General features: G+C 60.3%; 23 protein-coding genes, 1 tRNA gene and 1 riboswitch. Of the genes, 14 read left to right on the top strand and 10 right to left on the bottom strand.

The genetic code is table 11. From position 1 onward, the window contains the following. Positions 1 to 33: 33 nt before the first annotated feature. From pstC to phoB, 5 genes are all read left to right on the top strand, one after another. Complete coding sequence (gene pstC / locus ACSQ3J_RS06150) at positions 34 to 1518, top strand: phosphate ABC transporter permease subunit PstC (RefSeq protein ID WP_060500643.1); 1485 nt, start codon at positions 34 to 36, stop codon at positions 1516 to 1518. Next, positions 1515 to 2837 (top strand): phosphate ABC transporter permease PstA, encoded by a 1323-nt coding sequence (pstA, locus tag ACSQ3J_RS06145; RefSeq protein ID WP_060500641.1) that lies wholly within the window; start codon positions 1515 to 1517, stop codon positions 2835 to 2837. Before pstC ends, pstA begins: the two co-directional genes overlap by 4 nt. A gap of 12 nt (positions 2838 to 2849) precedes the next feature. After that, positions 2850 to 3665, top strand: a complete 816-nt coding sequence (gene pstB / locus ACSQ3J_RS06140; RefSeq protein WP_060500638.1) for a phosphate ABC transporter ATP-binding protein PstB — start codon at positions 2850 to 2852, stop codon at positions 3663 to 3665. Positions 3666 to 3743: 78 nt separating this feature from the next. Continuing rightward, complete coding sequence (phoU, locus tag ACSQ3J_RS06135) at positions 3744 to 4454, top strand: phosphate signaling complex protein PhoU (protein ID WP_436038891.1); 711 nt, start codon at positions 3744 to 3746, stop codon at positions 4452 to 4454. A 107-nt stretch (positions 4455 to 4561) separates the two neighbouring features. Beyond that, on the top strand, positions 4562 to 5245 hold the full coding sequence (gene phoB, locus ACSQ3J_RS06130) for a phosphate regulon transcriptional regulator PhoB (protein WP_060500634.1): 684 nt from the start codon (positions 4562 to 4564) through the stop codon (positions 5243 to 5245). A 20-nt stretch (positions 5246 to 5265) separates the two neighbouring features. Here phoB and ACSQ3J_RS06125 read toward each other — a convergent pair whose 3' ends face one another. Further along, complete coding sequence (locus tag ACSQ3J_RS06125; RefSeq protein WP_436038890.1) at positions 5266 to 5643, bottom strand: VOC family protein; 378 nt, start codon at positions 5641 to 5643, stop codon at positions 5266 to 5268. Positions 5644 to 5656: 13 nt separating this feature from the next. Next, positions 5657 to 6190, bottom strand: a complete 534-nt coding sequence (locus ACSQ3J_RS06120; protein ID WP_436038889.1) for a GcrA family cell cycle regulator — start codon at positions 6188 to 6190, stop codon at positions 5657 to 5659. Between the two features lie 433 nt (positions 6191 to 6623). On the opposite strand from ACSQ3J_RS06120, the gene ACSQ3J_RS06115 reads away from it, so the two are divergent. From ACSQ3J_RS06115 to ACSQ3J_RS06105, 3 genes are all read left to right on the top strand, one after another. Then, a complete protein-coding gene (locus ACSQ3J_RS06115) occupies positions 6624 to 7823 on the top strand; it encodes an aspartate aminotransferase family protein (RefSeq protein WP_436038888.1) in 1200 nt (399 codons plus the stop codon). A 46-nt stretch (positions 7824 to 7869) separates the two neighbouring features. Beyond that, on the top strand, positions 7870 to 8787 hold the full coding sequence (gene argF, locus ACSQ3J_RS06110; RefSeq protein WP_060500626.1) for an ornithine carbamoyltransferase: 918 nt from the start codon (positions 7870 to 7872) through the stop codon (positions 8785 to 8787). A gap of 271 nt (positions 8788 to 9058) precedes the next feature. After that, on the top strand, positions 9059 to 10048 hold the full coding sequence (locus ACSQ3J_RS06105) for an Hsp33 family molecular chaperone (RefSeq protein WP_436038887.1): 990 nt from the start codon (positions 9059 to 9061) through the stop codon (positions 10046 to 10048). A 13-nt stretch (positions 10049 to 10061) separates the two neighbouring features. Here the strand turns inward: ACSQ3J_RS06105 and apaG are convergent, their stop codons facing one another. Next, on the bottom strand, positions 10062 to 10454 hold the full coding sequence (gene apaG / locus ACSQ3J_RS06100; protein WP_436038886.1) for a Co2+/Mg2+ efflux protein ApaG: 393 nt from the start codon (positions 10452 to 10454) through the stop codon (positions 10062 to 10064). Between the two features lie 95 nt (positions 10455 to 10549). On the opposite strand from apaG, the gene ACSQ3J_RS06095 reads away from it, so the two are divergent. Continuing rightward, positions 10550 to 11170, top strand: coding sequence for a CDP-alcohol phosphatidyltransferase family protein (locus ACSQ3J_RS06095; RefSeq protein ID WP_060500618.1), 621 nt, complete (start codon positions 10550 to 10552; stop codon positions 11168 to 11170). A gap of 47 nt (positions 11171 to 11217) precedes the next feature. Here ACSQ3J_RS06095 and ACSQ3J_RS06090 read toward each other — a convergent pair whose 3' ends face one another. Continuing rightward, positions 11218 to 12402 carry an O-succinylhomoserine sulfhydrylase gene (locus tag ACSQ3J_RS06090; protein ID WP_060500616.1) on the bottom strand — a complete coding sequence of 395 codons (1185 nt, stop codon included), beginning with the start codon at positions 12400 to 12402 and terminating at the stop codon, positions 11218 to 11220. Positions 12403 to 12448: 46 nt separating this feature from the next. Continuing rightward, positions 12449 to 12527: riboswitch (SAM riboswitch) on the bottom strand. A 108-nt stretch (positions 12528 to 12635) separates the two neighbouring features. On the opposite strand from ACSQ3J_RS06090, the gene ACSQ3J_RS06085 reads away from it, so the two are divergent. Both ACSQ3J_RS06085 and ACSQ3J_RS06080 read left to right on the top strand, forming a co-directional pair. Beyond that, positions 12636 to 13733, top strand: a complete 1098-nt coding sequence (locus ACSQ3J_RS06085; RefSeq protein WP_060501371.1) for a 2'-deoxycytidine 5'-triphosphate deaminase — start codon at positions 12636 to 12638, stop codon at positions 13731 to 13733. A gap of 68 nt (positions 13734 to 13801) precedes the next feature. Then, positions 13802 to 13875 (top strand) — tRNA-Gly (locus ACSQ3J_RS06080). 82 nt (positions 13876 to 13957) lie between these two features. Here the strand turns inward: ACSQ3J_RS06080 and ACSQ3J_RS06075 are convergent. After that, positions 13958 to 15859 carry a glycosyltransferase family 2 protein gene (locus ACSQ3J_RS06075; protein WP_244481790.1) on the bottom strand — a complete coding sequence of 634 codons (1902 nt, stop codon included), beginning with the start codon at positions 15857 to 15859 and terminating at the stop codon, positions 13958 to 13960. Between the two features lie 92 nt (positions 15860 to 15951). Here ACSQ3J_RS06075 and ACSQ3J_RS06070 point away from each other — a divergent pair, with 92 nt between their 5' ends. Continuing rightward, entirely contained in the window at positions 15952 to 16824 is an 873-nt protein-coding gene (locus ACSQ3J_RS06070) for a transporter substrate-binding domain-containing protein (RefSeq protein ID WP_060501369.1), read from the top strand. Between the two features lie 7 nt (positions 16825 to 16831). Here the strand turns inward: ACSQ3J_RS06070 and ACSQ3J_RS06065 are convergent, their stop codons facing one another. From ACSQ3J_RS06065 to ACSQ3J_RS06050, 4 genes are all read right to left on the bottom strand, one after another. Further along, positions 16832 to 17653, bottom strand: a complete 822-nt coding sequence (locus ACSQ3J_RS06065) for a sterol desaturase family protein (RefSeq protein WP_060500612.1) — start codon at positions 17651 to 17653, stop codon at positions 16832 to 16834. A gap of 92 nt (positions 17654 to 17745) precedes the next feature. Continuing rightward, positions 17746 to 18156 carry a tellurite resistance TerB family protein gene (locus ACSQ3J_RS06060; RefSeq protein WP_060500610.1) on the bottom strand — a complete coding sequence of 137 codons (411 nt, stop codon included), beginning with the start codon at positions 18154 to 18156 and terminating at the stop codon, positions 17746 to 17748. A gap of 53 nt (positions 18157 to 18209) precedes the next feature. After that, positions 18210 to 19088 (bottom strand): thermonuclease family protein, encoded by an 879-nt coding sequence (locus tag ACSQ3J_RS06055; protein ID WP_060500608.1) that lies wholly within the window; start codon positions 19086 to 19088, stop codon positions 18210 to 18212. Between the two features lie 13 nt (positions 19089 to 19101). Continuing rightward, the gene (locus ACSQ3J_RS06050) at positions 19102 to 19767 is read right to left on the bottom strand and encodes a S24 family peptidase (RefSeq protein WP_060500606.1); all 666 of its coding nucleotides are present in this window, start codon (positions 19765 to 19767) and stop codon (positions 19102 to 19104) included. Between the two features lie 180 nt (positions 19768 to 19947). On the opposite strand from ACSQ3J_RS06050, the gene ACSQ3J_RS06045 reads away from it, so the two are divergent. Further along, positions 19948 to 21084: a calcium:proton antiporter gene (locus tag ACSQ3J_RS06045; protein ID WP_162246309.1), complete on the top strand. Its 1137-nt coding sequence runs from the start codon at positions 19948 to 19950 to the stop codon at positions 21082 to 21084. A 176-nt stretch (positions 21085 to 21260) separates the two neighbouring features. Next, complete coding sequence (locus ACSQ3J_RS06040) at positions 21261 to 22139, top strand: DMT family transporter (RefSeq protein WP_060500604.1); 879 nt, start codon at positions 21261 to 21263, stop codon at positions 22137 to 22139. On the opposite strand, the gene mntR is transcribed toward ACSQ3J_RS06040, so the two are convergent. Then, complete coding sequence (mntR, locus tag ACSQ3J_RS06035; protein WP_060500602.1) at positions 22136 to 22585, bottom strand: manganese-binding transcriptional regulator MntR; 450 nt, start codon at positions 22583 to 22585, stop codon at positions 22136 to 22138. The genes ACSQ3J_RS06040 and mntR overlap by 4 nt on opposite strands. Positions 22586 to 22746: the final 161 nt, after the last annotated feature.

The following is a 22746-nucleotide window of genomic DNA, read 5'->3' as shown; positions in this document are numbered from 1 at the left end:
TTTCAATGAGTGAAAAGCCGGGGGGACATATCGATGAGCACTTCTCTTATTCTTTTGATCATTTTGATCGTTGGCCTTGCGGCATATTTTGCCGGACGCGCGCGCGCGATGGCCAGCTCCAAAGGCAAGCTTTCCGCCCTGCATTCGCTTCCTGGTTATCATGGCGTCTATGTTGCCATCTGGGCGGTCCTGCCGGCTGCGTTCGTTCTTGCCGTATGGCTTCTTGCCAGCCCGTTCTTCATTGAAAATTCCGTGCGCTCCGCCTTGCCGGATACGGTGAAAAGCCAGGGCGCTGCGACCACCGAGCTGATGCTCGGTCAGGTTATGCAGGTAGCCAACGGCCTGAAGCGGCTGAGCAGCGATGAGCTTGCGGCCGTCACCAGCGGCTCCAGCAACCTTCGGGAGGCGCTGGCCGCCAAGGGTGTGCCGATGGCAAATGCCGGCGAGCCCTACATGGTGGAAGCCGCGCAGCACTATAATTCCCTCAGAGATGGCAGCCGGTGGGTAATGAGCCTAGTCGTGCTGATCATTGCTATTGCCGGGGCCGTCTTCGCCATTCGCGGTATCAGCGCGCCGTTCCGGGCCAGAAACCGCGTCGAGCGCGTCATGCTGGGCACGCTCCTTGTTGCCTCTTCGATCGCGATCCTGACAACGGTCGGTATCGTCGGCTCCATGCTGTCGGAGGCCATCCGGTTCTTCCAGTCGGTGTCCCCGAGTGCGTTCTTCTTCGGCACGGTCTGGGACCCGCGCTTTTCGGCAGCCGGCAGCGGTGGCACGGAAGGCCAGTTCGGTCTTCTGCCGCTTCTCGCGGGCACGCTCTACATCGCTCTTGTCGCCATGTTGTTTGCTGTGCCGGTCGGCCTGTTCGCGGCCATTTACATGGCGGAATATGCAAAGCCCGTCGTGCGTGGCATCGCTAAGCCGCTCTTGGAAATTCTCGCCGGTATCCCGACTATCGTCTACGGCTTCTTCGCGCTGGTGACCGTCGGGCCTTTCCTGCGCGATATCTCCGCCCAGCTGAACGGCCTGGTCACTGGCAACTATGTCAATTTCATCCAGGCACAGAGCGTTCTGACAGCCGGTCTCGTCATGGGCATCATGCTGATCCCGTTCGTGTCCTCATTGTCGGATGACATCATCACGCAGGTCCCCCGCTCGCTGCGCGACGGCTCGCTCGGCCTCGGTGCGACGCGCTCTGAGACGATCAAGCGCGTCATCCTGCCGGCGGCGCTGCCCGGTATCGTCGGCGCCCTGCTGCTGACGGCCTCGCGTGCTGTCGGTGAAACAATGATCGTGGTGCTGGCTGCCGGTGTTGCCGCCCGCATGCAGCTCAACCCGTTCGAGGCGATGACCACGGTCACCGTCAAGATCGTCAATCAGCTGACGGGCGACCTTGAGTTCAACTCGCCGCAGACGCTGGTGGCTTTCGCTCTTGGCATCACTCTGTTTGCCATCACGCTCTGCCTCAACATCTATGCACTCTACATCGTGCGCAAGTATCGGGAACAGTACGAATGACCGACATGACATCCTCCGTACAGTCCACCTTTGTGCGCCCGGCGCAGGCAAGACGCGATATCGGCATCAAGAGGCGCTATGCTGCCGAACGCCGCTTCAAGGCTTACGGCCTGACAGCTATCCTGATCGGCCTGTTCTTTCTGTTCGTGCTGTTGTGGACCGTTGTCTCCAAAGGCTACACGGCCTTCCAGCAGACGGCGATTACCCTGCCGATCGAGTTTTCGGAAAAGATCATCGATCCGAAGAACGAACGTGGCGCCAATCCCGCCAAGTTGATGACGGCGAATTATCCGCTGCTGGTGCGTGACGCGCTGGTAAAGGCCCTCGGCATCGATCCCGCCAACAAGCCGCTCGTCAAGCAGGCGACGGACATGGTTTCGGCCAGTGCCCGCACACAGTTGCGCGATCTCGTCGTTGCCAATCCGGCGATCATCGGTACCACCGCCACTGTTTCGCTTCTGGCGGAAGGCAATATCGATAGCGCCAACAAGGGCCAGATCGACCTGACCGTTGCTGAAGCCAACCGCAAGGTGAAGGATCAGCAGATCGAATGGATGAAGAAGCTGTCCGAAACCGGCGCAATGGCCAAGCAGTTCAATACCGGGCTGTTCACCTATGGTGCATCGAGCCGTCCTGAGGCGTCGGGTATCGGCGTCGCCGCCCTCGGCTCGCTCTACATGATGCTGATCGTCCTTGTGCTTGCCCTTCCGATCGGCGTCGCGGCGTCGATCTATCTCGAAGAGTTCGCGCCGAAGAACCGGCTCACCGATCTGATCGAGGTCAACATCAACAACCTCGCGGCTGTTCCGTCCATCGTCTACGGTCTGCTCGGCCTGTCGATCTTCATCAACTTCGCCGGCATGCCTCGTTCGGCTGCCGTCGTCGGTGGTCTGGTGCTGACATTGATGACGCTTCCAACGATCATCATCGCCACCCGTGCAGCCCTGAAGGCGGTTCCGCCGTCGATCCGATCGGCAGCGTTGGGGCTCGGTGCTTCCAAGATGCAGACGATCTTCCATCACGTCCTGCCGCTCGCCATGCCGGGCGTCCTGACAGGCACGATCATCGGTCTGGCACATGCGCTCGGCGAAACCGCGCCGCTGCTGCTGATCGGTATGGTGGCCTTCGTCGTCGACTATCCGGGCTCGCCGATGGACCCGTCCACTGCTCTGCCGGTCCAGATCTACATGTGGGCCAACGAAGCCGAACGTGCATTTGTCGAACGGACTTCGGGTGCGATCATGATCCTCTTGATCTTCCTCGTCGTCATGAACCTTGGCGCAATCCTGTTGCGGCGTCGCTTTGAGCGGCGCTGGTAGTGAGGTAGAAACATGAACATGATGTCAGAAGCAGCAGTTGAAAAGGCGCTGGACCAGAAAATGAACACTGTTCCCTTCAAGATGATCGGAAAGGACGTTTCGGTTTATTACGGCGAGAAGCGCGCGCTTTTCGATGTAAACCTCAACGTTCGCGAAAACACCGTCACCGCGCTGATCGGCCCGTCGGGCTGCGGCAAGTCGACGTTCCTGCGCACGCTCAACCGCATGAACGACACGATCGACAGCTGCCGCGTCACCGGCAAGATCACCCTCGATGACGGCGATATCTACGACCCGAGCATCGACGTCGTCGAACTTCGCGCCCGTGTCGGCATGGTGTTCCAGAAGCCGAACCCGTTCCCGAAGTCGATCTACGAGAACGTCACCTACGGTCCGAAGATCCATGGCCTCGCCCGCACCAAGGCAGACCTCGATCAGATCGTCGAGACAAGCCTGCAGAAGGCCGGCCTCTGGAATGAAGTGAAGGACCGCTTGCATGAATCCGGCACCGGCCTCTCCGGTGGTCAGCAGCAGCGCCTGTGCATTGCCCGCGCCGTTGCGGTCAGCCCGGAAGTCATCCTGATGGACGAGCCGTGCTCGGCCCTGGACCCGATCGCGACCGCCAAGGTCGAGGAACTGATCCACGAGCTGCGGACAAACTACACGATCGTCATTGTCACACACTCGATGCAGCAGGCAGCCCGCGTGTCGCAGCGGACCGCGATGTTCCACCTCGGCAATCTCGTCGAGGAAAACGACACCGACAAGATGTTCACCAACCCGGATGACCAACGGACCCAGGATTACATCATGGGCCGCTTCGGCTGAGGACTGAGCTTGTCACCCTGTCATGAGGGCAGGGTGGTGGTCTTCCAACCCGGATTGTGATCGCAAGGAAAAACAATCATGTCTACGCACATTGCTTCCGTCTACGACGAAGATCTGAAGTACCTGACCCGGCGCATCTCCGAGATGGGCGGTCTGGCCGAACAGATGGTGGCCGAATCCGTACGCGCCTTGGTCAATTCCGACCTGGCGCTTGCCCAGAAGGTCATTTCCGACGACGCCATTCTCGACGAGGCCGAACGCCAGATCGGCGAAAAGGCGATTGTCACCATCGCGAAACGCCAGCCGATGGCTGCCGACCTGCGCGAAATCATGGGATCGATCCGCATTGCCGCCGATCTTGAACGGGTCGGTGACCTCGGCAAGAACAACGCCAAGCGCGTCATCGCGGTCGCGAGCGCCAGCCTGCCGCGCCAACTGGCCCGTGGTCTGGAGCACCTGGCCGAGCTTGCGCTCGTTCAGCTCAAGGAAGTGCTCGATGTCTATGCCTCCCGTTCGCCGGAAAAGGCCAACAGTATCCGCGAGCGCGACAACGAGATCGACGCGATCTACACGTCGCTGTTCCGCGAACTCCTGACCTACATGATGGAAGACCCGCGCAACATCACGCCGTGCACGCATCTTCTGTTCTGCGCCAAGAACATCGAGCGTATCGGCGACCATGCCACCAATATCGCCGAAACAATCTACTACATGGCGACCGGCGCGCAGCCGGCTGGCGAACGTCCAAAGGACGACACAGCCAATACGGTCGGTGCGATCGGCAATTGATCGCCTGAGAAAGTAAGTAAATTCTTACGCAATGATCGCGCGAGCGGCCGCTGGAGCCGCTCGGCATGCCTCCGGCCATCCGGCCGGACGCCAAGGAGCAGAACTGAATGTTGCCAAGAATTGCCGTTGTTGAAGACGAAGAGGCGCTGAGCGTCCTCCTCCGATACAATCTCGAGGCCGAAGGGTTCGAAGTCGACACCATCAACCGTGGCGACGAGGCGGAAATGCGCCTGCAGGAGCGCCTGCCCGATCTCCTGATCCTCGATTGGATGTTGCCGGGTGTTTCCGGGATCGAACTGTGCCGCCGGCTGCGCCAGCGTCCGGAAACCGAACGGCTACCGATCATCATGCTGACAGCGCGTGGCGAAGAGAGTGAGCGTGTTCGCGGCCTGGCTACGGGCGCCGACGATTACGTCGTCAAGCCGTTCTCGACGCCGGAACTGATGGCGCGGGTGAAGGCGATGTTGCGCCGTGCCAAGCCGGAAGTGCTGTCGACGCTGCTGAAGTGCGGCGATATCGAACTCGACCGCGAAACCCACCGTGTCCACCGCAAGACGCGCGAGGTCCGTCTCGGGCCGACGGAGTTCCGTCTCTTGGAATTCTTCATGGCATCGCCGGGCCGCGTCTTTTCGCGTTCACAGCTGCTGGATGGCGTCTGGGGCCACGATATCTATGTCGATGAACGCACCGTCGACGTTCATGTCGGCCGCCTGCGCAAAGCATTGAACTTTTCCAATATGCAGGACGTGATCCGTACAGTGCGCGGCGCGGGCTATTCCCTGGAAAGCTGAAATCGTACAGGAAAGAACCGTCAGGCGTTGCCGAGCGGTTCTCCAATCTCGATGGCGTGACCATCCGGATCGTAGAAGCGGAAAACCCTCTGGCCCCAAGCCTGCGTCTCGATGGGGTGGATGAGGTTTACAAGGCTGCCGATGCGCCCGAAAAGCGCATCCAGATCATCATGTTCGAAATAGAGCAGGATATTTTCGCGGCCGTATGGTCTGGAAATGGCTGACGGCTGTCCCCAGATCGTCGTTTCCAGGGATCTGCCGTCATGGATGGCAAATCCCGTTTCAAACATGACAAAATTGCCGAAGTCCCGGCTGATCGCCAATCCCAGCATCTCGCAATAGAAGGTTTTCGAGATGCTGATATCCCGTACAAACGGGATGGGATTGACGAAACGCACGGCCGATCCGGCCTTAGCGTGCCCGGCGGCGTTCGCCGGACGGCTGGTAAGCCAGCTTGGCGTGGAAGGTGCAGTAAGGCGAGGTGTCCGGGGAATCGTTGCCGCAGAAGTGAAACTCGTCCTTCATCGGATCGCCGATCGGCCACTTGCAGGTACGGTCGGTCAGCTCGGTCAGGACCAGACGGCGAGACATCGGAATAACAACGTTGTTGCCAGCCGGCGCTGTCTCCAGATTCTCGATCACGTCGATTTCCACCTCTTCCTTCATGACGGTCGCACCGGTGGTGCGGGTCACTGTGCGGGTGGCGGTGATGCGCGATGCGGTATAGTTCGGTGCGCGTGGTGCGGCGGAAGGTGCCGGGCGCTTGACGCGGGCCGTTGCCGTGCTGCCACCAGCCTTGGCGCGGCCGGGCAGGCAGAGACGGTGAACCTTGCCGATGACGGCATTACGGCTGACGCCGCCGAGCTGTGCTGCGATCTGGCTTGCGCTCAAGCCTTCGGCCCACAATTTCTTGAGTTTTTCGACCCGCTCGTCAGTCCAGTTCATGGTCTTGTCTCCATTCCCAGCGTTGGTGATGGTCGAATCCTCCACCGAGCCCTGGGTATAACCCGAGGCTGAAACGCGATAACACTTTTGGTGACTAGGTCCGCCGCATGCGTTCTAGTAATTATTTCTTAACGTAGAGCCCGTGGGACTCCCTGACAAGAGTCCGGAGAATCCCACCGAATCGATTTCCGAGTTTTCCCCAACTTGCTTGCGATGCGTGGCATTTTTGCAAGGGTATCCGGCTAAAAAATTTGCGGCCGCTGTATATCCGCGAATTGCTGGAAATCATGGGCTTTTGTTGACATCGCATTGCGAAGTGAAGATAGTGCCATTGCCGCCGAAAGGCGGCATTTTGATTTTTTATGGGCTGGTCACAGCCTTGTTGACGGCGCCGTTTATACAATGGCCGTGATGGTTTGAGGAGACATGCGCCATGGCCGATGCCACGCCGCTTTATGACACATATGCACGCGCACCCTTGCGGTTTGAGCGCGGCGAAGGCGTCTGGCTGATTGCTGAGGACGGTACCCGTTATCTCGATTTCGCCGCCGGTGTGGCGGTCAATTCGCTCGGTCATGCACATCCGCATCTTGTATCGGCATTGAAGGAGCAGGCGGACAAGGTCTGGCACCTGTCAAATCTCTATGAAGTCCCCGGTCAGGAAAGCCTCAGCCGCCGCCTGACCGAAGCGACCTTCGCCGACAAGGTGTTCTTCACCAATTCCGGCGCGGAAGCGCTCGAATGCGCGATCAAGACGGCGCGGCGCTATCATTTCGCCAAGGGTCAGCCTGAAAAGTTCCACATCATTACCTTTGAAGGCGCGTTCCACGGCCGCACACTGGCGACCATCGCTGCCGGTGGGCAGGCGAAGTACCTGGAAGGCTTCGGCCCGAAGGCGCCGGGTTTCTATCAGGTGCCGTTTGGCGATATGGGCGCCCTGAAGGCTGCCATCAGCGAAGAGACCGCTGCGATCCTGATCGAGCCGATCCAGGGTGAGGGGGGTATCCGCACCGTTTCGAAGGAATTCCTGCAGGAACTGCGTGCGCTCTGTGACGAGTATGGCATGCTGCTCATCCTCGATGAGGTCCAGTCCGGCGTTGGCCGCACTGGCAAGCTGTTTGCCCATGAATGGGCTGGCGTGACACCGGATATCATGGCAGTCGCCAAGGGTATCGGCGGCGGCTTCCCGCTCGGCGCCTGCCTTGCCACGGCAGAGGCAGCCTCCGGCATGGTCGCCGGCACCCATGGTTCGACCTATGGCGGCAATCCGCTGGCCATGGCTGTCGGTAATGCCGTGATGGATGTCATCATGGCCGATGATTTTCTCCAGCACGTCCGCGATGTCTCGCTGGTCTTCCGCCAGGGGCTTGCTTCACTTGCCGATCGTTTCCCCGAGATTATTGAGGAAATCCGTGGCGAGGGCCTGATGCTCGGCATCAAGGCCAAGGTGCCGTCTGCCGATCTCCTGAAGGCCATCCGTGCCGAACGGCTGCTGGCGGTACCGGCGGGCGAAAACGTTATCCGCCTGCTGCCGCCGCTGGTGACGACGGCCGAGGAAGCCCGTGAAGGCCTGGCGCGTCTCGAGCGCGCGGCCGAACAGCTGACAGCGGAGCGACGACAGGCATCGGCCTGAACGACGCTTCACTGACACGCTGAAAAAACACAGGACTTTGAATAGAATGGCCGGTACCAGACACTTTCTCGATCTTTCTGCCATGACGACAACCGACTTGCGGTCGATCATCGAAGACGCCCGCGTTCGCAAAGCTGCCACCAAGGCCGGCACCGCTGAAAAGCCGCTGGCCGGCAAAATGCTGGCGATGATCTTCGAAAAGCCTTCGACGCGCACCCGCGTGTCCTTTGATGTCGGTATGCGCCAGCTTGGCGGCGAGACGTTGTTCCTGTCCGGCACCGAAATGCAGCTCGGTCGCGCCGAAACCATCGGCGATACCGCCAAGGTTCTCTCGCGCTATGTCGATGCGATCATGATCCGCACCACTGATCACAATCGGCTGCTGGAGCTGGCCGAGCATGCCACCGTGCCGGTGATCAACGGACTGACGGATGCGACGCATCCCTGCCAGATCATGGCCGATATCATGACGTTCGAGGAGCATGCAGGCCCGGTAAAGGGCAAGACGATTGCCTGGACCGGCGACGGCAACAACGTGCTGCACTCCTTCATCGAAGGCTCGGCGCAGTTCGGCTACCGGATGAACATGGCTGTGCCGCTCGGTTCGGAGCCTGACGACAAGATCCTCAACTGGGCGCGCAACAATGGTGGCGATATAAAGCTCTATCATGATGCCGATCAGGCCGTGGATGGCGCCCATTGCGTGGTTACCGACACCTGGGTATCGATGAACCAGGAACACCGCGCCCGTGGCCACAACGTCTTCCAGCCCTTCCAGGTTAACGCCGCGCTGATGGCGAAGGCCGATAAGGATGCGCTGTTCATGCACTGCCTGCCTGCCCATCGTGGCGAGGAGGTGACGGATGATGTCATCGATGGCAAGCAGTCGGTGGTGTTCGATGAAGCCGAGAACCGCCTGCACGCGCAAAAATCCGTCCTTGCCTGGTGCCTTGGCGCGCTCTAGCGGTCTGGCCCGGCATATTGAAAACCGGGCAGCGGCACACGATCTATGCATCAAGCTGATGACCGGCAGGTGGCGTGTCCGCCTTCGCCGGTCGTTCGTATTCATAAGCAACCATCCATCCGCGCCGCCGTCCTGATTGGAGGCGGCAGAGCGACGGCCGTTATTTCAGGAGCGATCTGGACAAAACCGGCCTGCCCAGGATCAATAGAAGCATCGAACAGCGTCCCGGCCTTCACGGCGGGCAGACGTTCGAAGGCTAGGAGTTAGAGCGATGACGGAAGCAAACGTGGGCCTTGGCCAGTTCGATTACGCCGGTGACGATCATGTCGTGCCGTTTCAGGTGGAGGGCCTTGATGTGCGCGGCCGTGCTGTCCAGCTCGGCCCGATGCTGGACGCGATCCTCGAGCGCCATGATTATCCGCTGCCGGTCGCCCGTCTCGTCGCTGAGACCGTCGTTTTGACGGTTCTGCTCGGCACGTCGCTGAAGTTCGAAGGCAAGCTGATCATCCAGACCAAGAGCAATGGTCCAGTCGATCTGGTTGTCGCCGATTTCGCGACGCCGGACCGGGTGCGCGCCTATGCCCGCTACGATGAAGAGGCTCTGAAGATTGCTGAAGAGAACGGCCTGACCCAGCCTCAGCATCTGCTGGGCGAGGGGGTTCTGGCGTTCACGATCGATCAGGGTGCGCATATGCAGCGCTATCAGGGCATCGTACCGCTCGACGGAGCCTCGCTGGAGGAAATTGCCGGCGTCTATTTCCGCCAGTCGGAGCAGATCCCGACCAAGGTGCGCCTTGGCGTTGCCGAATTGCTCGACCGTGATGAAAACGGCAAGCCGCGCCATCGCTGGCGGGCTGGTGGCATGGTCGCGCAGTTCCTGCCGGAGGCGCCGGATCGTATGCGTCAGGCGGATCTACACGGTGGCGACGGCGATGACGGCAACGGCGCTCTTGCGGTCGATGATTTGTGGGATGAAGCCAGCGTCATGGTCCAGACCATCGATGCCGACGAACTGACCGATCCGACCGTGGGTACCGAGCGTCTGCTCTACCGGCTGTTCCACGAGCGCGGCGTCAAGGTCTATCCGCCGCAAGCGGTCTATGACAAATGCAGCTGCTCGCGTGAAAAACTGCGGGATGTTCTGGCAAGCCTCAGCCAGGACGATATCGATCACGCGGCAGAAGATGGGCTGGTATCGGTCACCTGCGAGTTCTGCTCGACGACCTACCGGTTTGAAGCGACGGAAGTGAAGCCGCAGTAAAAACACTGCGGCTCTAATTCAAGGTCCGGTTCTGGCCGGGCGAATCCAGCGAGAAAGCGGGGATGTCGACAGTGAACGACTCCCCGTGTGTGTTTTCCATCGAATAGTGGCCGAACATGACGCCGGATGGTGTATCGAGCGGGCAGCCGGACGAGTACTCGTAGGTATCGCCGGGGTTCAGAACCGGCTGCTCGCCGATGACGCCGGGTCCGTTGACCTCGTCCACCTGGCCGTTTTCATCGGTGATATGCCAATAGCGCGTCATCAGCCGGACCGTTTCGTCAGACAGGTTCGAGATCAGAATCCGGTAACCCCAGACATAGCGGCTGTCATCCGGATCGGACTGCTCCTCCAGATAATAAGGCTCGACGGTCACCTCGATGTCGCGTGTCAGCGCGCGGTACATATGCAAACCCTTTTCAAGTCCATAGGCGATATTCTACAGCAAGATGGTTTCGTCAAGAATAACGCATAGGGTAAACTGTAAGGATAGGGTACGGCATGCTCGACGGTCATGTGAGGCGGTGGATTGACCCTTGGCTGGAGCGGGCTGGCAGCGCTTTGGCTGGTCATGGTATCACGGCGAACACCGTCACCGTCACCGGCTTTCTGATCGGTCTCGCGGCTGCGGTCGCTATCGTCCTGGATTCTTACGTCTGGGCTTTCATTCTGATCGGGATCAGCCGGATTTGTGACGGCCTCGACGGTGCCGTCGCGCGATCGACCCAAAAAACCGATTTCGGCGGCTTTCTCGATATCGTGCTCGATTTCGCCTTCTACGGTCTCATCCCGTTCGCCTTCATCCTTGCCGATCCCTATGAGAATGGCATTGCCGGCGGGCTGCTGCTGCTGTCTTTCTATGTCAACGGCGCCAGCTTCCTTGCTTTTTCGATCATGGCCGAAAGGCGCGGTCTCTCGACGGAGGTGCGCGGTGCCAAGTCGCTCTATTTCACCACGGGACTTGCCGAGGCGACCGAAACGATCGCTGTCTTCCTGGCTTTCTGCCTGTTCCCGCAATGGTTTTCCGAGATCGCGGTGATCTTCGCGCTCGTCTGTTTCTATACGGCGCTGTCGCGCACCATGCTGGCCAGAGCGAGTTTCAAAAGAGAGAGCCAGGCATAGAAAAACGCCCGCATCCGGAGATAAGGGCGTTTCACAAAATTCAATAATCAGGCCTGGACCGACTTCAGCGCGCGGGCAAAATCCTCGATCAAATCCTCACTGTCCTCGATCCCGGCCGAGAAGCGCACGGTGCCGGGCGAAATGCCGAGTTCGGCGCGGGCTTCGTCCGAAAGGTTCTTGTGCGTCGTCGTCGCCGGATGGGTGATCAGGCTCTTGCTATCGCCGAGATTGTTGGAGATCAGCACGACATCCAGCGCGTTCTGCAGCGCAAAGGCAGCTTCCTTGCCGCCCTTCAGCTCGAAGCAGACCAGTGTCGAGCCACCCTTCATCTGCCGGGCGATGATATCGGCCTGCGGATGGTCCTTGCGGCCGGGGTAGATCACCTTGGCGACCTGCTTCTGTTCGGCGAGGAAGTCGGCGAGACGCGCGGCATTCTCGCTCTGCTGGCGCACACGCAACGGCAGGGTTTCGATGCCCTTCAACAGCGTCCAGGCATTGAACGGCGACAGAGCAGGCCCTGTGTGGCGGAAATAATCCTGCAGGTGTTCGCTGATCCATTCCTTGTCGGAAAGGATCACGCCGCCGAGGCAACGGCCCTGACCGTCGATATGCTTGGTGGCGGAGTAGACGACGATATGGGCGCCCAGTTCCAGCGGCTTTTGCAGGAGCGGGGTTGCAAAAACGTTGTCGACGATGACCTTGGCGCCGATCTGATTGGCGATCTTGGCGACTCCGGCAATATCGACCACTTCCAGTGTCGGATTGGTCGGGCTTTCGAGGAAGAACACCTTGGTGTTCGGCCTGACGGCCTTTTCCCAGTTTTCAAGGAAACGGCCGTCGATCAGGGTGAATTCGATGCCGTATTTCGGCGCCAGCGTTTCCACTACCCAGCGGCAGGAGCCGAACAGGGCGCGGGCTGCAACGATATGATCGCCGGCCTTCAGCTGGCAAAGGATCGCAGCCGAAACAGCGGCCATGCCGGACGCGGTAGCGCGCGCATCCTCGGCACCTTCCAGCGCGCACATGCGTTGTTCGAACATATCGTTGGTCGGGCTGCCGTAACGGGCATAGATGAAGCCGTCCGTCTCGCCCTTGAAGCGCGCTTCTGCGGCTTCGGAAGTTTCGTAGACGAAGCCCTGCGTCATGAAGATGGCTTCGGAGGTTTCACCATGGTTTGAACGGGTCGTGCCGCCGTGAACGAGCTGGGTCGCGGGGCGCCAATTTTTGCTCATCGATCGTCTCTTTCAACACAAAAAAAACCGGCCGCGAAAAAGCAAGCCGGTTTCAAACCCGGCCTTTTTAGCTATTTGTTTAACGTGGCTGCAAGCCGACCGGCCAAATCACCACGGGATAAGTTCGTATTTACTGATAAGGCGCGCTTGCGTCAATTCCCGTGAACAACAAGATATGTCACAGGGACAATTTGAGTTATGACGTGCCGGTAGCGGCAAAGAGGACGATGGAAATGACCAGGGCCACAGGCATTCTAGCTGATCGCGCCATTGCTGCGCTGTTTGATGCGGGGCGGTTGAAAAGCGAGGCGAAGCTCGATGCCGACCAGATCCAGCCGGCCAGCCTCGATCTGCGCCTCGGTTCGAAGGCCTTCCGGGTCCGTGCCAGCTTCATGCCCGGCCCCAGCCATCTGGTAGCCGACAAGCTCGACCGGCTGAAACTGCACGTTATTGACCTTACCGAAGGTGCGGTTCTGGAAACCGGCTGCGTCTACATCGTGCCACTGATGGAAAGCCTCGACCTGTCGCCGGATATGTCGGCCTCGGCCAATCCGAAGAGTTCGACCGGCCGCCTCGATATCTTCACCCGCGTCATTACCGACCGGGCTCAGGAGTTCGACAAGATCCCGGCCGGCTATTCCGGCCCACTCTATCTCGAAATCAGCCCGCGGACGTTCCCGGTCATCGTCCGGCGCGGCTCGCGCCTGTCGCAGATCCGTTTTCGCGTCGGCCATGCGCTGCTCACCGAAACGGAAGTCCTGGCGCTGCATGAAAGCGACGTCCTCGTTGCCAGCGACAAGCCGAACGTCTCAGGCGCCGGCATCGCGCTGTCGATCGATCTGAAAGGCACCGGCGCCGACGGCTTGATCGGCTACCGTGGCAAGCACCACACGGCCGTTGTCGATGTCGACAAGAAGGCCGAGCACGGCATCTTTGATTTCTGGGAGCCGCTCTACAGCCGCGGCCGCGACGAACTGATCCTCGATCCCGACGAGTTCTATATCCTTGTCTCGCGCGAAGCCGTGCACGTCCCGCCGCTTTACGCCGCTGAAATGACCCCGTTCGATCCGCTGGTCGGCGAATTCCGCGTCCACTATGCCGGTTTCTTCGATCCGGGCTTTGGCCATGTCTCGGCGGGTGGCAAGGGCAGCCGCGCCGTGCTCGAAGTCCGCAGCCATGAAGTTCCGTTCATCCTCGAACACGGCCAGATCGTCGGCCGTCTGGTCTATGAACATATGATGGAGCGTCCCGAAGGTCTTTACGGTCTCGGACTTGGTTCCAACTACCAGGCGCAGGGCCTGAAACTCTCCAAGCATTTCCGCTCGGAGTAAATAGACGCCCGCAAAACCGGCTGCCGCCTTGACAGGCAGCCGTGCTTGGTGGAAACCTCCAGCGCAAGGCGGGTATGATGTAGTGGTAGCTTGTCAGCTTCCCAAGCTGATCGTGCGGGTTCGATTCCCGCTACCCGCTCCACTTTGTTTCTCAAGTGGTGCTGCGCTTAATCTCTACGCCCTTCAAGCATACGGCCTGCTCGCCTTCCAAACAGTGAGCAGCGTCAACACTCGCCGTGCCCGCTGACGGGGACGTGCGGTGTCTTGTTCCAGGAAAACGGGTTGGTTCGCAACTCCAGCAGGGCTTTCCACGCCGCCAGGGACATGGCCAGCCAGTAGATAGGCACGAAAATCCAGCGCCAGCCTACTGCGCGCTTCTCACGGCCTGTCATCCGGTTCCGGCCGAGTGAGATGAAGACCGCGTAACTGCCGAAGATATTGATGATATCACAGGTAAACAGCCAGAAAGTCAGCCAGCTTTCCGAGGAGGGCCTATCGTCCAATATCAACCATGTCAGATAGGCGAGGAAGCCGACAATGATGGGATGACTGAGTGCGGAGAGCAGCAGGCCGGCAATCAGGATCTGGAAGACGATGAAGGCGGGCCACCCCATCTCACCCGCCAGTTGCCCGGGTTTGCGCATCAACACCAGCCATGTTTGCAGCCAACCCTTGAACCAGCGGGTGCGTTGGCCAAGCCAGACGGACCGCGAGACCGGCGCTTCTTCAAGCGTCGGCTTGAAGATGACGCGCGAGCGATAGCCAAGCCGGTACAGCCGCAGCCCCAGATCGGCATCCTCTGTCATGTTGTAAGGGTCCCAACCGCCGACCTGTTTCAGCTCCATTGTGCGAAAATGATTGGACGTTCCGCCAAGCGGCAAGGGCAGGCCGGTCAGGGACAGCATCGGCAAAAGACCACGAAACAGTCCGGCATATTCCAGGGCAAACAACGCGCTCCACCAGGATTGCCGCGCATTGGTGATGATCAGCGGCGCCTGCAGGCAAATGACCTGCGGCGGTGCCGCCGTAAAGGCCGCATGAGCCTCGCGCAACTGGCCGGGATGCGGCCGGTCTTCGGCATCATAGACGGTCACATAGGTGCCGCGAACGCCGGGAAGCGCATAGGCCAAGGCCTTCGGCTTGGTGCGGGGCATGTGGACAGGTACCAGAACGATCTCGTATTCGCGCGCCAGCCGCAAAGCCCTGAGCGCGGCGATGGTTGCGATATCGTCCTCCTCGCAGATCAGCTTTATGTCGAGGCGCGAGCGTGGCCAGTCGAGCTGGTCGAGCGCCTGGACAAGTTGCGCTACGACGCTCTCTTCTCTGTAGAGCGCGACAAGCACCGAATAGACCGGCAGCGGCCCGGGGGTGTCTGGTGCGTGTTGTTGTTGCTCTCCGCGCGTCTGCAGCAGGGCGAAGCCGAGTGCGTAAAGCCGCACCAGGAAATTGGCAAGGTAGAACAGCGTCAGCACGATATGCAGGATCAGCATGCTGACGAGCGGAATAACGACTGCGGCTACGGCCATGGTGCACAGCGCAATCCCGGCATAAAAACCCTGTTTGCCCCAGAAGGTGATGCGGGCACTGTGGAGTGGTACGGTCTCGAAGAGCGCACGCGTCACCGCCGAAACGCGCCGTTGGCGTCCGGCCCGCCAGGCGGTGTCACGCACCGTTGATGGCGTGGAGGCGGCGAGTGACGGGCGAAGCTGCGGCATGCGCTGTAAAAGGGATGCAAGCCCGGCAATGCGGTTTAACGAAGGAACGATGACGGTGACCGGTGGACGGCTCGCATGATGGACCCGGATTATTTCCGGCCGCGTGAGCTGGGTATCGAGCCCCTCTACGTCCTGAACACGGCCGGGATCGATCACGGGCAGGAAATCAAGCCCCAGTGTTTCCGCCAGTGCCTCGAAATAGAGTGTCTCGTCGATCTCGCCGGATGCGAGCAATTCGTCTTCGACGGTCGTTCCATGCGCCTGCGCAAGCTGCATGGCCCGCGCAATCGAAGGTTTGCCGATACCCATTTGAAGTAGCAGCCGTCCCTCGTGCTTCAATGCAGGCGCGAATCCTCCCACGGCGGTATCAGGCTGCGATCGCCCGGCCGGCGGTTCATTCGCGGTAGCCATTCCGGAATTGTCCGGATATTCTTCCAGACGCATGAAAACCCCATTGCCGCGTGACGCGGCAAACCCCCTATCTTGTCCCGGGAATGATCATAATGTTACGCGCTTTCCGTGCATCTCTAAAATTTTACGGGATTTTCTCGCTGTGCGTGTTGCTGGTTGCAACTTTTCCGGCTGCACCCCGTGCGGCGGAGGGGGTTAACGATCTGCCGCTGTTGTTCGACGCGCGGGAGCGGATCGCGAAGCCGGACCTGAGTGGCCTGGCGCGCCTGCGGTTCCTGACCACTGTCGATTTTCCGCCGTTCAACTTCATCGACCAGTCCGGCAAACTTGCCGGTTTCCATGTTGATCTGGTCCGCGAAATCTGCCGCGAACTGGAAATCGACGCCAAGTGCCAGATCCAGGCCGTGACCTTCGCGGAGTTGCTGCCAGCGCTTGAGGGCGGACAAGGGGAAGCTGTGATCGCCGGGATTGGTACCAGCGCGGAACTGCGGCAACGGTTCGCCTTTTCGCGCGCATTCATGCAACTTCCGGCCCGCTTTGCGGCCAACCGTCAGGTGATGGGAAGCAATCTTTCGGTGGCAGGGCTGGCGGGAAAACCGGTTGGAACCGTGTCGGGAACCACGCATGAGGCCATGCTCAAGGCATTCTTTCCGAAACTCGATGTGCGGCCGTTCCCGAGCCGAGACACAATGCTGGCCGCTTTGAAGCAGGGAAGCGTCGCCGCAGTGTTTTCAGACGGCATGCAATTATCCTTCTGGACGGCCGGCAGCGATGCCGCCGGTTGCTGCGCGCTGATCGACGGCGCCTATTTCTCGCAACGCTTCCTGGGCGAGGGATTGGCGATCATGAACCGCAAGGGAGATTCCGCACTGACGCAGGCGATCGACCACGCGCTGCTGGAGCTGTCCCGCAAGGGCCGGCTGAACGAGATCTACCTGCGCTATTTTCCGGCCGGAATCTATTGAACGGCTGTCATTCCAGCTTTCGGAACGGCAGCAGCAGCGACCAGACGAGCCGTGCAGGCGAAGCGCCGGGATACTGGGCAAGCCCGATCTCCATGGTGTCCGGCGGGCATTTCGAGCGTTCCCGGTAGGTTGAAAACAGCCGGTCCCAGACGGAAAGGTTGAAACCGTAGTTCGTGTCGGTCTCGTCCGGATCGGTGGAGTGATGGATGCTATGCATGTCCGGCGTGACGATCAGGCGGCGCAACACAAGATCGGCGCGGGCGGGAAGTTTCAGATTGGCGTGGTTGAACATGGCTGCGCCATTCAGGACGATTTCGAAGATCAGGACGCTGACGGGCGGCGCGCCGATCGAAACGATGACGGCCGATTTCCACAGCACCGACAAGAGGATTTCCAGCGGATGGAAGCGCAGCGCCGTTGTCAGGTCCAGCCCGGTGTCGGCATGGTGAACCCGGTGAATGCGCCAGAACAGCGGCACCTTGTGAAAGATCACATGCTCCAGCCAGATGGCGAAATCGAGAATGATGAAGGCCAAAACACCGCTGACGAAGGGTGGCAGCCCGAGCATCGGTAAAAGTCCGTATCCGTGCGCGTCTGCGAACAGGGCGATCCCGGTGGCCGCAGCCGGAAAGATCAGCCGCAACATCAGCGACGACAGGACGAGGATGGACAGGTTGGTAAACCACCGCCGCGCTTTCAGCGCCCGCATCAGTTCCGGGCGCTCCAGCCGGGGGTGAGCCAATTCGAGTGCGGCAAGCGACAGGAAGATTGCGGCAAAGAAGGCCAGGCGCCAGGCCGGTTCGCCGATGCCGAATATCTGTACCGTCATACCTCTCCCATCCTTGTCTCGCCGGCAGCCATTCTATCGGCGCGGTGATCAAGATGAATGCACTTTGGCGTGAAGCGGAAATCCGCTTTCTTTCACTTGCGGAAGCGGGCCATGGCGCCGCGCTCGATGGCAGCGCAGGTCAGTTTGTCCAGTCCCAGCCGGTCACGCAGCAATTGCAGCAGCCGGATTTCCTCCTGGACGATCGAAAGGTCAGCGGCGGCAATCTCGACTGCCAGCGCGTAAGCCGTGTCGTAGAGGCGCGCGGGAAGGGCTTCGCGCACGACTTCGAGTGCAATGTCCAACCCCTCCGGGCCGTCGAGAAGGGCAGTGCATTCGCGTGCGGCATGCATCAGGTGGTCATGGTCGAAACCGTCAAAGACCGGCAGGAAACTGGTCAGTCTGCCGATACGTTCCAGTTCCGTATCGGTCATGGCCGTGTCGACGGCCGACATCATCACCATGACGTAGATAAGGGCTTCGTGATGGCTCATGGTATTGGGCATGGGATATCCGTGTTGCTGTACCGGTTCTGTGAGGTATGAACCATTGCAGCCGTCTACAAGCCCTCACCGGTCATATCAACGCCGGTCTCCGCATCCCCCGGGTGCAGCGTCTCCTCCCGCGGCGCGGGCGCGGTGTTCAAATCGCGTGGATCATCGCCGAAAAAGCCGAGACGGGACTGGCGGGCGGTGGCCACTTTGCCGGCGAGCGGCGATCCTGCGGCCGCGTCCGCCCAGCCGTTTTCGGCAAGCCAGCCAGCGGGGTCGATGTTGTTGACGCTGCAGGCGGTGGTCAGTGTTCCCTGCCAGCCATTTTTCGGCACGGTGCATAAAAGTGCGCGCGCCCGCAGGAAATTGCGGAAGGCGGTTTGGGCCACCATGCCGCAGGGCCATGTCTTGCCTGTTTCGCCGCAGATGCGATCCGCCTTTTCCGGCTCGATCCCCTCAAGTTGCAGCAACCGGTCGCCGAACTGGATAAGGCCAGCGGACAGCGCAACCGGATGACGCAGGACGGCGGGAACCGGCTCCGGCCGGGCAAGAGGTTGCGACAGCGGCGTGCGCGGCTCGATACGCTCCAGCGGTTTTGCTGGTACTTCGTCCGGCAGTCCGAACTGTTCCGGCGCGATATCGCGCACGGTTTTGTCCTCTGCCTGGGGCAGCGCGTTGCCGGTGGAAACAGTGGTTGCGGGATCTTCGTGCGCAGGGTCGGCGGGTGCAGCAAGCACTGGCGTGTCCTCGCCGGCCGTGGTTTTGGCGGGATCCATTCCTCCGTCGGCCAGATCGGGCACATCGGCAATGTCAGGTGTTTCGAGCGTGAAATCCGAGGTTTGGGCGTCCTGCCGCCCCTGGATGACCGACGCGCCTGCCTGCAGAAGCGCTACGGTCAGAGCAATTCCGGCCAAGCCGCCGCCAATGGTGAGCAGATGCCGCTTCATCAGGAAAACTGTCCTATTGGCTGGCCCAGATGATGCGGGCGATCCACTCGACGTCGCTGAGTTCGAATGTGCGGTTGGGGTGTTCGGGATTGAGCGAGAGCAGCTCGATGCTGCGCGGGGTCTGGCGTACCAGCACCTTGGCCATCACTTCGCCCTCGGTGGTCTTGACCACCACGCGGTCACCGCGGCGAATCTGTGCGCCGGGTTCGACGATCAGCACATCGCCGTCGCGATAGAGCGGCAACATGCTGTCGCCCTGGATTTCCAGTGCATAGACGCCAGCCTTCGTGCCGGGAGCTGCCGGAAATTCGACGACATCCCAACCCTGGCCTGCCGGAAAGCCGCCATCGTCGAAGAAACCGCCGGCCCCAGCCTGCGCAAAGCCGAGCAGCGGAATAGAGCCGGCCTGCGGCGGAAAAGCACCCTCCGGCACGGCTCCGGATGCAGGTCCCGGCCGCAGGAAGTCCATGAACTGGTTGATCGTCGAGCCAGTCGCGTCAAGCACCTTGGCGATCGATTCCGTCGAGGGCCAGCGCTCGCGCCCATCGGCCGAATGGCGCTTGGACTTGTTGAAAGAGGTCGGATCGAGCCCAGCCCGCCGGGCAAGGCCCGAAGGGGACAGCTGGTGCCGTTCGGCGAGCGCATCGATCGCACTCCAGATCCGGTCATGTGAAAACATCGTTGCGCATCCTGCAAGCGGTGAAGCGTGACGCTTTCCTGTGTGTTCTGGCTTCTTGCTGTCTTGATTGGGTGTCTGTGCAGAATAGTCAAAATGTGACGTTGAGTAAAGCAGTAAAGGAAAATAATCCTGCCTCTTTCGCGGCGCAATCAGGGGCACGGTCCAATTGAAATACGCCGCATGCCGCCTATACTCCAGTGGACCCATCCCGCTGGTTGCGAGGCGCAGCATTTGTTCTCGATTTTGAAGTCCGAAATCCTCTTGGGCGCAGCACTGGTTTTGGCGGCTGCCGGCTTCCTGCTCGAACATGCGTTGCTGGAAAACGGGCAGGTGGCGGCTCTTGCCGGTGCAGCCGTTCTGGTCTTTGCCATCGTGCTCGCTTCATTACGGGTCGCCCATCATGCCGAAGTGCTGGCTGCCAAGGTCGGCGATCCCTACGGCACGATGATCCTGACCTTGTCGGCGGTGCTCGTCGAAGTCATCATCCTGGCGATCATGATGAGCGGCGAAGAGATCTCGCCAACCCTGGTGCGCGATACGATCTATGCCGCCGTCATGCTCGATATCAACGGTATTCTCGGGCTGGCAGCACTACTGGGCGGCCTGAAGCACGGCGAGCAATCTTATAACGACGACTCCAGCCGGACCTATAGCGTGATGATCCTGACCGCGATGGGCATTTCGATGGTGGTGCCGGAATTCGTTCCTGAAGCCAAATGGCACCTCTATTCGGCCTTCACCATTGTGGCGATGGTGACACTTTACGCTGTCTTCCTGAAAATGCAGGTTGGGGTGCACAGCTATTTCTTCAGCTACAGCTACCCCAAGCGCGAGGGCGGTGAAAAGCACTCGTCCGAGGATGAGCCGGTGGCGGTTTCGATTGCCATCTTGGTCGTCGGTATCGTCATCATCGGCGCGCTTGCCGAAGTCATGTCGGGGCTGCTGACGGCCGGGCTCAAGGGAACCGGTGCCCCGCCGGTCCTGGCGGCGATCGTCGTTGCGGCCATTTCCGCCTCGCCGGAAATCATGACGGCGATGCGCGCGGCCCTTGCCAACCGGATGCAAGCCGTCGTCAACATCGCGCTTGGCGCATCGTTGTCGACCGTCATCCTGACGGTGCCGGTGATGGAGGCGATCGCGCTCTATACCGGCCAGCCCTTCATCATGGCGATGACGCCGGTGCAGACGGTGATGGTGACGATTACCCTGATCGTTGCTGCCATCAACCTCAATGACGGCGAAACCAATGCCATCGAGGGCATGACCCATTTCGTCCTGTTCGCCACATTCGTCATGTTGTCGGTGATCGGGCTCTGACTTGAGCCGTTGTGAGCTAAATCCCGGCAACCGGAAAGGCTGATCGTCAGGCGGTATTTCTTGCCGCGCCCCCATTTTTCGCCACACATCGCGCTGTCATGCCTCTTCCGTGCACGCTGGCCTCGCGATATCACAGATCGCGCGCGCGATTTGCGCAGCGCCTTCGGGAGCCCTCCGTGAATACCTCCGTGCTTTCAGGCATTCTGCTGACGATCTTTTCCTATTTCCTGTTCACGCTGCAGGACGCTTCGGTCAAATGGCTGGTGGTGGCGCTGCCGGTCTGGCAGATCCTGTTCGTGCGCAGCGTGACGATCTTTGCGATCTGTGCTGCCATCGGCCGCGGACCGCTGCTTGTCCGCTCGCTGCGTTCGCCGGTCCTGAAGCCGATGATCCTGCGCAACCTGTTGTTGCTCGCCGCCTGGCTGTCCTATTATACCGCCGCCCGCGATCTCGGACTGGCCGAGTTGACGACGCTCTATTACGCGGCACCAATCCTGATCACCATTCTCGCCGTGCCGATCCTCAAGGAAGATGTCCCGCCCTTACGCTGGATCGCGGTCGTCGTTGGTTTCATCGGTGTGCTGGTGGCGACCGACCCATTCGGGTCGGCCATGAAACTGTCCTTGCCTGTCTGGCTGGCGCTGCAGGCCGCGGTGTTCTGGGCGTTTTCGACGGTACTCTTGCGCAAGACCGCGATGCAGGAGGTGACGCTGGTGCAGATGACGCTGTCGAGCGGCTTCTTCATCCTGTTCACCGGCATTGCCGTCATCGTCACCTGGGTTCCGCCAAGTCTTCTCGATGTCGGGCTGATGGTGGGAACCGGGCTGATTGCCGGTATTGCGCAATATGCGCTGTTCGAAGGTATGCGCCGCGCGCCGGTCTCAATGCTGGCGCCGTTCGAATATTCCTCGCTGATCTGGGCCTTCGGGCTCGGCTTCCTGATCTGGGGGGATATTCCTGCAACCCAGGTGTTCGCCGGCGCGGCGCTGATCTTTTCCGCCGGCATGATCATCATTCTGGGCGAACGTTTCAGCCGCCGGCTGCGGGCCGGCTAGGTCTTCTTGCCGATGAACCGGCGGAAGGCCTCGAGCGTCTCGACGCTGACATGATGTTCAATACCCTCGGCATCGATGCGGGCGGTTTCCGGGCTAACGCCAAGGCAGCGCAGGAAGGCTTCAACCGTCTGGTGGCGCGCCCGGCTTTCAAGCGCCATCTTCTGGCCGGCCTCGGTCAGGAATACGCCACGATAGGGTTTGCGTGACACCAGTCCTTCGGCAGCAAGCCGGGCCAACATCTTGGCAACCGTCGGCTGAGCGACGCCGAGACGGGCGGCGATATCCACTTGGCGCGCCTCATTGCCATCCTCGATCAGATCGGCGATCAGCTCGACATAATCCTCGATCAACGCACCGCGCCGTGCCTCGCGGGTCTGCCGGAAACCCTCGGAATGAATGTCCGCGTCTGGGAGCGGGTCCGTGCGGGGGACAGGGCGGCGCGGCAAGGGGCGATGTCCTCTCAGGTTTTTTCATTGATGCTTTTGGCGTTTCATATCACGCGCTTGGATTTTTCATAATGATTTATCCCGTCCTCCACATTGCCGCCCGGCGTGTCTTCCCATTTGCTGAAAAAAGCTAAAACGATAAAATATAGCATATTGCATAA

It is taken from the genome of Rhizobium sp. LjRoot98 (genome assembly GCF_964252935.1).
GTDB lineage: Bacteria > Pseudomonadota > Alphaproteobacteria > Rhizobiales > Rhizobiaceae > Pararhizobium.
The sequence above is the reverse complement of the archived record's forward strand: the minus strand, read 5'-3'. Positions and strand labels throughout refer to the sequence as shown.